The organism is Flaviflexus sp. (assembly GCF_052087705.1).
GTDB lineage: Bacteria > Actinomycetota > Actinomycetes > Actinomycetales > Actinomycetaceae > Flaviflexus > Flaviflexus ciconiae.
Window position 1 is genome coordinate 26,994 of record NZ_JBQCYC010000022.1, and the last position, 11,509, is coordinate 38,502.

General features: G+C 61.7%; 7 protein-coding genes. 4 read left to right on the forward strand and 3 right to left on the reverse strand.

Annotation, left to right across the window (positions count from 1 at the left end):
• The first annotated feature begins 179 nt into the window (after positions 1-179).
• A complete protein-coding gene (locus tag ACTHUY_RS10110) occupies positions 180-3,038 on the forward strand; it encodes an FAD-binding and (Fe-S)-binding domain-containing protein (RefSeq protein WP_441655301.1) in 2,859 nt (952 codons plus the stop codon).
• Positions 3,039-3,081: 43 nt separating this feature from the next.
• Positions 3,082-4,668, forward strand: coding sequence for a hypothetical protein (locus ACTHUY_RS10115; RefSeq protein WP_441655300.1), 1,587 nt, complete (start codon positions 3,082-3,084; stop codon positions 4,666-4,668).
• Between the two features lie 192 nt (positions 4,669-4,860).
• Here the strand turns inward: ACTHUY_RS10115 and ACTHUY_RS10120 are convergent, their stop codons facing one another.
• From ACTHUY_RS10120 to ACTHUY_RS10130, 3 genes are all read right to left on the reverse strand, one after another.
• Positions 4,861-5,901: an alpha/beta hydrolase gene (locus ACTHUY_RS10120; protein ID WP_441655299.1), complete on the reverse strand. Its 1,041-nt coding sequence runs from the start codon at positions 5,899-5,901 to the stop codon at positions 4,861-4,863.
• A gap of 142 nt (positions 5,902-6,043) precedes the next feature.
• Positions 6,044-7,270 (reverse strand): homoserine O-acetyltransferase MetX, encoded by a 1,227-nt coding sequence (metX, locus tag ACTHUY_RS10125; protein ID WP_441655298.1) that lies wholly within the window; start codon positions 7,268-7,270, stop codon positions 6,044-6,046.
• Positions 7,271-7,272: 2 nt separating this feature from the next.
• Positions 7,273-8,556, reverse strand: coding sequence for an O-acetylhomoserine aminocarboxypropyltransferase/cysteine synthase family protein (locus ACTHUY_RS10130; protein WP_441655297.1), 1,284 nt, complete (start codon positions 8,554-8,556; stop codon positions 7,273-7,275).
• Positions 8,557-9,029: 473 nt separating this feature from the next.
• Between ACTHUY_RS10130 and ACTHUY_RS10135 the strand changes: the two genes are divergently transcribed.
• Together ACTHUY_RS10135 and ACTHUY_RS10140 are read left to right on the forward strand one after the other, a co-directional pair.
• Positions 9,030-10,502, forward strand: a complete 1,473-nt coding sequence (locus tag ACTHUY_RS10135; RefSeq protein ID WP_441675839.1) for a C40 family peptidase — start codon at positions 9,030-9,032, stop codon at positions 10,500-10,502.
• 323 nt (positions 10,503-10,825) lie between these two features.
• Positions 10,826-11,368: a DUF1648 domain-containing protein gene (locus ACTHUY_RS10140; protein WP_441675841.1), complete on the forward strand. Its 543-nt coding sequence runs from the start codon at positions 10,826-10,828 to the stop codon at positions 11,366-11,368.
• Positions 11,369-11,509 lie beyond the last annotated feature (141 nt).

Consider the following 11,509-nt stretch of genomic DNA (forward strand, 5'->3'; position numbering starts at 1 on the left):
TATGGGGGCCGGGGTAACGACGGGTTTGGGAGATCCGGCGGGGGCTTCTTGCTCACATGCATGCCCCGCGCTCCATCCTACCGAGGTTCTTCCTGTGGGATGTGCGGGATGTCCGCTGATGAGTGTCCGAAGGGCGTAGCTCCAAGTCGATCGGAACTCGGGTGTGCCAGACTTGAGATATGACTGCGACGATTCCGACAAGCCTAGCCAACCGCCTCTCGGGCCTCCTGCGGGGTGAGGTCGAGGAAAGTGTGCGTCGCCGCGCGGAGTATTCGACGGATGCGTCGAACTATCGTGTTGTCCCCGAGGTCGTTGCTTTCCCGAAGACCGTCGACGACATTGTTGTTGCCCAGAGCTTTGCTCGGGAAGAGGGTATGGCCCTGACGGTGCGTGGCGGTGGGACGTCAACGGCCGGTAACTCGATCGGCCCGGGCCTTGTTCTTGACCTGTCCCGCTACCTCAACAACGTGATCTCGGTTGATCCGGAGGCGCGTACCGCGCGAGTGCAACCCGGTACTGTCCTGACGAGCCTGCAGGCGCAGGCCGGCAAGTACGGCCTGCGGTTTGGGCCGGACCCGTCAACATCGAACCGGGCAACGATTGGCGGCATGATCGGCAACAATGCGTGTGGCCCCCACGCCGTGGCCTGGGGCAAGACGTCCGAGAATGTTATCAGCCTCGATGTTGTTGATGGTATGGGCCGTCGCTACACGGCCGAAAAGGGCACGGTTGTGCCCGGGCTGAATGAACTCGTGGACGCGAACCTGGCACCGATCAGGACCCATTCGGGCAGGTTCTCCCGCCAGGTCTCCGGATATTCACTTGAGCACCTGCTTCCCGAGCGGGGACGGGATCTGGCAAAGTTCCTGGTTGGTTCCGAAGGAACACTCGCAACGGTTCTTGAGGCCGAGGTCGCTCTCGTCCCGATGGTTGTTAAGCCCACCCTCATCGTTCTTGGCTACGAAGATATGATCCGCGCAGCGGACGCTGTTCCCCCGATCCTTGCCCTGAAGCCCTTCGCCGTTGAAGGACTGGACCGCCGGCTCGTCGATGTGGTCGAACGCGCTCGCGGCGGCGTTCCCGAGCTCCCCGCGGGTGGTGGCTGGCTCATGGTCGAGGTCGGCGCATTCGAGGGCGAATCGGAAGACGTCGTTGCCGAGCGAATCGAGGCCGTTCTCGCGGTTGCCGGAACCCCGTCCTTCAAGGTTGCGCCGGCAGGCCCGGAATCGGCGGCCCTGTGGAAGATCCGTGCCGACGGTGCCGGGCTCGCGGGTAGGTCGCCGCGCGGCCTGGAAGCGTGGCCGGGATGGGAGGACTCCGCGGTTCCCCCGGAGCACCTGGGTGAGTACCTGCGTGACATGACGGACGTCATGAACGAACACGACGTTGACGGAATCCTCTACGGTCACTTTGGTGACGGATGCGTCCACGTTCGTATCGATATGCCCCTGTCGGATCCCACGGGTGTTCCCAAGGCGCGAGCATTCCTCGAGGACACGGCAGATCTTGTGGCGCGGTATGGTGGTTCGCTGTCCGGTGAGCACGGCGACGGCAGGGCGCGTTCGGAGCTCCTGTCGCGCATGTACACCCCCGAAATGATGACGATGTTCGGTCAGGTGAAGAACCTATTTGATCCGAGCAAGTCACTGAACCCCGGGATTCTCGTGGACCCGGATCCGTTCGACGCGAATCTGCGCAGGCCCTACGCGCGCCCCATCACCGGTGGCGGGAAGAAGGGAGGCGGCTTCGCCTACCTTGAAGACGGCGGCGACTTTACGACCGCGGTGCACAGGTGCACGGGCGTTGGTGCGTGCCGCGCCGACAATCGAGCAAATGGTGGATTTATGTGCCCGTCCTACCAGGCCACGAAGGATGAGAAGGATGTGACCCGCGGTAGGGCACGAGTCCTTCAAGAGGTTGCCAACGGCTCACTCGTAGCCGACTGGGGCTCGCACGAAGTCATGGAGTCCCTTGACCTGTGCCTGTCCTGCAAAGCCTGCTCCGCCGACTGCCCGAGCGGCGTCGATGTCGCAAAGTACAAGTCTGAAGTTCTCTACCGCGCCCACAAGGGCAAGATCCGCCCCAAGCTCCACTACCTGCTCGGTCAGCTACCCCGCTGGACCAAGCTCGCCACCGTTTCCTCCGCGGTCGCTACCGTCGCGAACAAGGTCATGTCGGTCGAGCCAATTAAGAAGGCCGTCTTCACGGTCGCCGGGGTAGATCCGGAGCGGAACATGCCGGGGTTGGCGACGCAGCGATTCTCCCGCTGGGCCAAAAAGGCGGGCCTGGGTACGGACGCTGATCGCACCAACACGAAGTACGTGATGCTGTGGGCCGACTCGTTCTCCGAAACTCTCGACACCACCGGGGCAAGGGACATGGTTGAGGTCCTGGAAGCCGCCGGTTATCACGTACTCATTCCCAAGAAACCCGTGTGTTGTGGGCTCACGTGGATCACGACGGGACAGCTTGACGGGGCTCGGGCCCAGCTCGGCGAGCTCCTCAACGAGCTTGCCCCGTTCGCGAAGAACGGGATCCCGATCGTCGGTGTCGAACCGTCCTGCACGGCAGTGCTCCGCGATGATCTTCCCGAGCTCCTTTCAGAGGATCCGCGCTCGTACATTGTCGCCGAGAATACGTACACCCTGGCCGAGCTCCTGCTGGCACCCGCGCCGCTCGGGCCGGAGAAGCTCAAGCTACCGGACCTTGACGGTGTCAAGGTCGTTGCTCAGCCGCACTGCCACCAGTACTCCGTCATGGGCTGGAAGACGGATGCTGAGCTCCTTTCACGCACCGGTGCCGAGATTGTGGAGCTCGCCGGATGTTGCGGCATGGCAGGAAACTTCGGCATGGAGAAGGGCCACGCCGATATTTCCCGCAAGGTTGCCGAAAGCGCACTGCTTCCCGCCCTGCGGGAAAATCCCGATGCGGTATTCCTTGCCGACGGGTTCTCGTGCAGAACCCAGGCGGAGGGCCTGGCGGGCCGAAATGGTATCCACATTGCAACACTTCTGTCCGGAGGGTTTACAGGATCCTGAGGTACCCTGGGCAAGTACGCATTTGGTCATGAGAAGGTGAAGAATGCCCGTTTTCTCGTTGGATAATGGCAGGCTCAGTCCGGCACGTCCGACACTAACCAATAGTCCCGAGATTGTGCGCGAGGCCCTCATTGCGGTCCGCGACCAGGTTGTTGAACTTATCTACCAGCCACTCTTTCCCGTCGCGTGGCTGACCGAGACCGCACGAGCCGGCCATACCGGCCGTCACACGTCACTTGTGGCACTCGACTCGTCCGGGAAAACGGTGACGGTCGACGTTGTTGAACACCTCGATACGACCGTGCTTATGAGCTCCCTTGCGCGGGCGGCACGTCACGAGGAAATCTCCCGCGGCAAACTTGCGGGCCTCTACCCGCGCGGAGTCGCAGCATTCCGGAGAGAATGGCAGGACTTCCTCGATTCCTGTCCATCTGGCATGGAAGACTATCCGCGTCTTATTGTCCTCGCTGTCACCGTCGATGACGAAGTCCGCTCAGTCCTCGATTCGCTTGTTGGCGCCAGCCTCGAAGTGCACCGGATCGACCTCCACGAATCCCGCGGTGGTCTCCTCGTCTCACTTGAGCAGGTGCGCCCCCACGAGGCGTCGTTCCTTGCCATCGGTCAAGCCATCCGTCGAGGTGAAATAACCCCGCCGACTGAAGAAACTGGTGACGACCTCTCCGCGATCACCGCCTCCCACGCCCTCGACGCGGCCACCGCACCGTCCTCCTCCGAAGCCGAATCCGACTCTTCCCAGGCGGCGGACGCTACGGCTGACGAACAGCTAACTGATGGCTGCCTAGCCGGCAATCAGCAGGGCCAGCATGGCTCCGCAGAAGCTGAGGAGCAGGACCCGGACTCTGCCACGGACAAACCTGCTGGTTCGCTCGCTGCAGAGCAACTGGGTCACTACCCAAGTGAGAATGCTACGGCGGGGACCGCCTCGGGTGAGTACGCTTCCGGCACGGTTACCGGCGGCTCCGCTTCCGACTCGAACGAGTCCGCGTCCGGCGAGACCGAGCCGGTGATCGGCGAGAACGAGTCGCTTGGTGAGGCGGATGATTCGCTAGCAGAGATGACAGATTCCGCCGCTGACTCAGCGCCGTCCGGACGTTTCTGGGATCCTACGCCCGCCGAAGATCTGGCGGAGGATCCGGCAGATTCGCGTGCATTTGGGTCCGACCGTGCAGAAGATCTGCTGTGCCCGCACTCAACCGACCGGGGACAGTCCCCGGATGGTCACGATCATGACAACGTCGGTGCAGACGGGTTCACACCCGATCAGACGGGAGTGTCCTCGGCAACATCCGGGCCCGAACTGGACTTGCCGCGCACCGATCCCGTTGAGGCCGCGACCGAGCAAATGGATCAAATTCAGTGGCCAGGCAGGGTCACCGAGCTCCGGAAGATCGCCGACCAGCATGGTCCCATGACGCTCGTATTCAAGTCGCTTAGGCGTCGGGTCAACGCCACTGCGCAACTGACAGCCGAGGGACAGATAGTGCTCGCGAACGGCGATTCCTACGTCGACCCGAACGCTGCCGCAACCGCCGTTGCTGGCAGGAACATGGATGGCTGGAAGAACTGGAAGACCGAGTCGGGAACAAGGCTCGGGGAACTCCGAGACTGAACGATTCCCAAGTCTCCATACCTTAGCGAATCAGGGCTTCCACATATCCGGGAGTCCTGATTGCTTGACTAAATCATCTTGCGGACAGTCGCATGTGGACGGTCGCGTGCGGACGGTCGCGTGCGGACCGAGTTGGTCAGGTCGTAACGAGCACGTCCCGTCTTGGAAGATGTTGGTTACGTGGCTACTGGGTCAGTGGCCCGGTCGATCGGTTTTGACGTAGGTGCGGAGCCACCTGCGGATTTCGCCAAAAGCCTGGGTTCTCACGGCTGCTCGGGACAGAGTGACATCGTGGATGGCTCCTTCGAGGCGAATAAGGGTGGTGACTCTGCTGAGTGACGGAACCCTCCGCCAAATCTGTTCCACATCGAGAACCGTGTCCGCAGACCTCATGTCGGGACTCCACTTATCGGAGAACAGGGTTGCGTTCGACGTGAGGACAATTGTCGGGCAAGAAATGTCGAGCCCCTTCGCAACCTGTGCGTGGCCGTGGAGGATCGCAAGAAGCCAGCCCGCCCGGACGGGAGTTGATGGGGTTCTGCGCCACTTCGGGTTGAACGACCAGCCCGTTGTTGTGAATGGGTCGGTGTCGCCCTCTTCCGGTTCGGGCTCGTGCTCATCCCGCCACGCCGTGAGGATCCGGTTATAGAATCCGGTGTCCGGGAGCGGGAGGATGACCTCGGGCGAGATCCGTGCGAGGGAATCAATGATTGGGGTGCCAAGCTGGCGGACAATCGTGGCGCCCTGGAATTCGAGCCACGGGGCGTTAAGAACAAGGCCGGAGAGCGCACCCGGATGACGATCGGCCCAGAGAGCAGCGGTCAGGCCGCCGGTTGAATGCCCGTAGAAAACGAGGGGAATGTCCCATCCGTGGTTCTCGTAGATCACGTCGAGAGCGGCGTGAATATCCTCGTCATAGTCGGAGATCGAGGTGATGTAGCCGGCGGACTGGTGCTCGCGTTGCGACCTTCCGTACTTGCGCAAATCAATCGCGTAAAAGGCACCACCCGCACTGGAGATCACTCGTGCAAGCTCGGCGTGAAAGAAATATTCGTTCCAGCCGTGTATGGCAAGAAACGCAAAACGCGGTGCCGACGGTGTCGCGTGAAGAGCGAGCGGGTCGTTCGCCGGAACGTGGCGAACAAGAGTCGTGACAACAACCCCCTCATCATCATCCATGAGGGGCAGGGTGCTGTACTCAAAACCGGGACCGAGTTCATCTGGTTGCCACATGCCACCATTCTGACAGCTTGGGGCGTAGGCAGTGCGAGAACGCGGGCTTTCAATAGGGATAAGCTCCCCGAAACGGCCGGTGTTATGCCAGTTCAGGGAGCTATGTGTTTTCAGCTGAAGGGTTACTGGATCGGTTTCCCACTCAGGGGCGATTGGGGCTTCCTGCAAGGAAGGTGGAGATGATTGTACCGACCTGCTCATTCTCAACGAGGAAGCCATCGTGGCCGTGGTCGGAGTGGATCGTGATGACACCATCGCAGTTGGGCAGGGAAGAGGCGAGGTATTCTTGCCCGTCGGGGTGGAACAGCCGGTCCGTGTCGACCGCTACAACGAGTGCGCGGGCAGTCATTTCTGACAGGACCTTGTCGACGCCGCCGCGGCCGCGCCCAATCGAATGGGTGAGCATTGCTTCGGTCAGGGTTAAGTACGAGTTTGCGTCGAACCGGGCGGCGAGCTTGTAGCCGTGATAGTCAAGATAGGACTGGACGGAGAACCGTCCGCCGTCCATCGGGTCTTCACCCTCCTGGGGGGTGCGATCAAAGCGGGAATCGAGCTCGCTATGACATCGATACGTCGTGTGGGCAATAGCCCTGGCAAGACCCAGACCGGCGTGAGGGCCGTAACCCGGTTCAGCGTCGTAGTAGTCACCGCCCCGCCACGCAGCATCCAGTTCAATCGCGAGGATCTGCTGGTGGGCGTAAGCGATCTGCTCCGCCGTCGTTTCGGGTGCGGACACGAGAACCGCAATCTGTTCAACGTGTTCCGGGTAGGTGGCCGGCCACTCCATGACCCGGTGGCCACCCGCGGAGGCCCCGGCAACGAGATGCCAGGTGGGGATCTTGAGATGGTCCATGAGGGCCTTCTCGGTGGCCACCTGGTCGCGGACCGTGATCCGCGGGAAGCGGCGTGCCCACGGCTTACCGTCGGGATGCTTCGAGGCGGGCCCGGTGGTGCCCTGGCACCCGCCCAGGACGTTTGGGGCAACAACGAAGTAGCGGTCCGTGTCGATTGCCTTGCCGGGGCCGACTATGCCGGGCCACCAGCCCTCGGTCCCATCATCGTTACGCACGTGCGAGTCGCCGGTGAGGGCGTGGCAGAGGAGGACGGCGTTGGAACCGTCCGCGTTCAGCTTCCCCCACGTTTCGTAGGCGACCGTGACGTCGAGGGATTCGCCCGACTCGAGGACCTGGGTGCCAATATCGACGAACTTGCGATCTCCAGGGTCGTCGCCCTCCCGCCACGCCCCGCTCGCGGGGAGATCACGGAACCGAGCGTGCGGCCGATAGCCGGTGTCAGCATCCGGGATTGGGGCGGCGTCGGTGATCCGCAGAGGCGGGTGGCCGACAAGGTAGGCGGGAGAACGATCCATTATTACTTGATCCTATCGAAGGACTGCTTGAGGTCTGCCAGGATGTCGTCCACGTCCTCGAGGCCCACCGACAGGCGTACCAGGCCGGCGGGTGCTCCCGCTGCCTCCAGTTCCTCCTCGGTCAGCTGCGAGTGCGTGGTCGAAGCGGGATGGATAACGAGCGAACGAACATCGCCAATGTTGGCAACATTCGAATGCAGTTCGAGTCCATCAACGAATTTGATGCCGGCCTCGCGACCGCCCTTGATGATAAAGGCAATGACGGAACCGGCGCCTTTCGGCGTGTACTTCTGTGCCAGCTCGTAGAACGGCGACGAGGGAAGCGAAGCCCAGGTGACCGACTCAACGAGGTCGTGAGCCTCGAGGAACTCGGCGACCTTCTTCGTGTTCGCCAGGTGCTTCTCCATGCGCAGCGACAGGGTCTCCACGCCGAGTCCAATGAGGAAGGCGTTGAACGGTGCGATCGCCGGGCCCACGTCGCGCAGGAGAGTGGTGCGGATGCGAGTGACGAAAGCGCCGGGGCCCAGATCGCCCCAGACAATCCCGTGGTAGGAGCCATCGGGCTCAGACAGGGTCGGGAACTTCCCGGACTTCCAGTCGAAGTCGCCCTTCTCAACGACAACGCCGCCAATCGACGTGCCGTGGCCACCAAGGAACTTCGTGGCGGAGTGAATGATGATGTCGGCGCCGTGCTCGAACGGACGCAGGACGTACGGGGTGGCGATCGTGTTGTCGATAACGAGGGGGAGGCCCTCGGAATGTGCGACGTCGGCAATGGCCTGGATGTCGAGAACGGAACCGCGGGGGTTCGGGATTGACTCACCGAAGAACAGCTTCGTGTTCTCCTGCGTGGCAGCGCGCCACGACTCCGGATCCGTCGGATCCTCAACGAAAGTGACGGAAACGCCGTAGCGGGGCAGCGTGTGGGTGAGCAGCGTGTTCGTGCCGCCATAGATCCAGGGGCTTGCCACAACGTGATCGCCAGCCTGGGCAATGTTAAGGATCGCAAGAGTCGTCGCTGCCTGACCGGAGGACAGGAGGAGGCCGGCCGCGCCGCCCTCAAGGGCAGCGATCCTGTTCTCAATAGCGCCCTGCGTGGGGTTTGTGATTCGGGTGTAGATGTTGCCGGGCTCGGTCAGAGCAAAGCGTCCCGCTGCCTGCTCAGCATCCTCGAAGACGAAGGATGTCGTCTGATAAATGGGGAGGGCGCGAGCGCCCGTCTCCGAATCCGGAGCTTGTCCCGCATGAATTTGAAGGGTGTCGAAGTTCCAGTTTTCTTGGGTCATGTCTCTCTCCTGAATATAGGAGGGCCAAAGTTGTGCAACAACTCCAGCCTCGGTTGTGATCGATTAAATGGGGCTGGCCGATGCAACAGCGCGCATCGGTGCGCGCTGTATAGCTGTATAAGCGCGCTACTAGTTACACATTCGGAACATGCTTTCGACCATAGGCGGGGACCCGGGGCCCGTCCAAACATCCGTCGATATGTCTCAAACGTTGGACCAAAGGCCCAATGCAGTGGCTGTGAGCTTTGCCACATAACACTTTCCTTGCTTTTGGTGACGATCTGAAAAAGCCCGGTTTTCGGCTTAGTTTGGGGCAGTCGCCGAATCGTGTTAAGGGTGTGACAAATGTGAATCATGTGAGTGGTGGAGAAAATGTTTCAATTGAGTCACGATTGGTATACCGTCAATATCGGTTAAGAGTTTCCAAAGCGTGGCCGTCAAGGCGACACGCGGAAGAACGAGGATAAAACAACGTGGCCAATATTCGCAGACGCGGCTTCCATGCCGCATGTGCCGTGGCAATTGCCGGAAGCATGGTCCTGGCAGGGTCGGCTGGTTTTGCCGACGACGGAGATGACGAAGTCTCGTCGACAGTCAGCTACTCGGAGATGTCCCTAGCGGAGCTCGAAGCTGAACTTGCCAGCCTGTCCGCACAGTCAACGGCTCTCGCAGAGGAAGCGGCACTCGCCGAAAGTGACCAGATTCGTGCCCAGGCCGATCTCTCGGAATCGATTACGGCAGCCATGGACGCTCAGGATGCGGCCAACCGTGCCTATGACGAGGTAGAGGTTGCTCGGGAGGAGCTCGGCTCCGTTGGTGCCGCAATGTACCGCGACGGTGCTAGCGCCGTTCCCTTTGCCAACTACCTGAACGCCACGTCCCTGACAGAGGTCAATGCACGCCAGGACGCCTACAACCGTCTCGGCCAGTCGGCTGAGGCCAAGGTCCAGGAGTTTGAAGCCAAGCTGAACCTCGCCGAGGTCATGGAAGAGCAGGCCGTTGCCGCGGCCGACGAGCAGACGCTCGCCGCCGCAAGTGTTGACGAGGCTGCTCGCGAAGCGGACCGTGCCTCGCAAGCCGCCGCGGAACAGCTCGCCGAGGCAGAAAACCGCCGCGACGCACTCGTCGCCGAGCTTGCTCGTCAGAAGGGCGTTGAGGAAGAGGAAGAGGCAGCTCGCGTTGCCGCGCTCGAAGAGGAACGTCGTAAGGCTGACGAGGAGAACAGGCAGCGGGTCATCGCTGAAGCGCAGGCCCAGGCCACTGCCCAGCAGGAAGCCGCAGCCGTTCAGTCGCAGGCCAACCAGGAAGTAAACAAGGACGAAGAGAAGGCACCGGTCACGACGCCCGCACCGGAGCCGACCACGGAGCCGACGACGGAACCCACCGCGGAACCGACGACTGCCACGCCGACGCCCACTCCGACGCCGACGCCCACTCCGACGCCGACGCCCACTCCGACTCCCACTCCGACGCCTACCCCAACGCCGACGCCGACTCCTACACCCACCCCCACTCCTACTCCCACGCCGACTCCTACGCCGACGCCGACTCCCACGCCGACACCTACCCCGGAGCCGGAACCGGCTCCCGCGCCGGCACCGTCCAGCAACGTTCGTAACTCGATCGTCGCTTACGCCCGCCAGTTCATCGGAGCGCCCTACGTGTGGGGTGGCGTGACCCCGGCAGGCTGGGATTGCATCGGATTTGCGCACTACGTCTACGCGCACCATGGCATTACCGTTGCTCGCTCCTCCTACGGAGCACAGTTCAACGGAACCTACGTGCCGACGTCACAGGCTCGCCCCGGCGACATGATGTGGTGGCCCGGCCACGTCGGAATCTACACCGGCAACGGCTCACACATTGCAGCCTGGAACCCATCGATGGGAACACAGGAGCGAGCAGTCTGGGGAAGCCCCATGTACCGCAACGTTGTCGGTGACTGATCGCAGCCAACGCGTTGAGTGATCACGCTTAATACTCGGTGAGGCAGGCCAATCGGCCTGCCTCACTTCTCTGACGAGCATCTCGTTGCAATGCTCGGCACACCGAATCCGCACGCTTGGCTCGGCACCCCGGTCTCAAACTGGCCTCCGTTGCCGAGGATTCAGAACCTCGGTGAGAATGATGGACGGCTCTGGCGAGGGTCATTCTTACGTCGTCTCGACCGGCACAGCCCGCCTGAGGTTTGTGATGATGGGGTGGGCAGTGCGAGCCTGGCACTCATGGTGGCAGGGAAGGCCTGAATTTAAACTCGGGGAAGGACCCAATGGAGGAGAGTCGGATCGAATCGCAGGGAGCGGGGCGCCGCGGGATGAAGCCGGTGGATCGGATTCTGTTTGTGCTCGCCGTGTTGGGCGTTCTTGCTTCCCTTGCCTATACGGCAACGATCTATTCGGACCTGCCGGATCGGATACCGACGCACTTTGGGCTATCAGGGGACGCTGATGCTTGGGGTGGAAAGTCCTCAATCTGGGTTGTTCCTGCCATCATGATGGCACTCATCGCTCTTCTCTATCCCGTTGCAGTGTTTAACACGAAGGCGACGGATGTTGGTGGAGAGCCCGTACCTGAGCCGGTCCGGTTCCAGATCGTGAGCCATATGCGCAGAATGCTTGCCCTGATCGCTATCTGCCTTTCGCTACTCTCGTGGGATGCTGTGTTCACCATGTCGCAGGCGCACGCGTTGCAGTGGCCCACCGCAGTTATCACCATCATCCTGCTCGTCATTTGCGTCGTGTACACCGTGAAGATGTTGTCCGCCGGGTCCGCCGCCAAGAAGTCAACGAAGAACCCGCCCGGGGGTTCCTAGAAAAACGGAGCCGCATCAGCGCCTTCGGGGCCGCTTAAGAGCTAGTTGTAATTCCCTGTGACGTTGTGAACGCGTTGTGAGGGGGTTTGGCCTGCGATCCCGGTGTGGGGTCTGTGATGATTGTAGTGGTGGAGCCAGGCC

Coding starts and splice junctions, on each gene's coding strand:
- ACTHUY_RS10110 (WP_441655301.1), top strand. CDS start 180: ATGACTGCGACGATTCCGACAAGCCTAGCCAACCGCCTCTCGGGCCTC.
- ACTHUY_RS10115 (WP_441655300.1), top strand. CDS start 3,082: ATGCCCGTTTTCTCGTTGGATAATGGCAGGCTCAGTCCGGCACGTCCG.
- ACTHUY_RS10120 (WP_441655299.1), bottom strand. CDS start 5,901: ATGTGGCAACCAGATGAACTCGGTCCCGGTTTTGAGTACAGCACCCTG.
- metX (WP_441655298.1), bottom strand. CDS start 7,270: ATGGATCGTTCTCCCGCCTACCTTGTCGGCCACCCGCCTCTGCGGATC.
- ACTHUY_RS10130 (WP_441655297.1), bottom strand. CDS start 8,556: ATGACCCAAGAAAACTGGAACTTCGACACCCTTCAAATTCATGCGGGA.
- ACTHUY_RS10140 (WP_441675841.1), top strand. CDS start 10,826: ATGGAGGAGAGTCGGATCGAATCGCAGGGAGCGGGGCGCCGCGGGATG.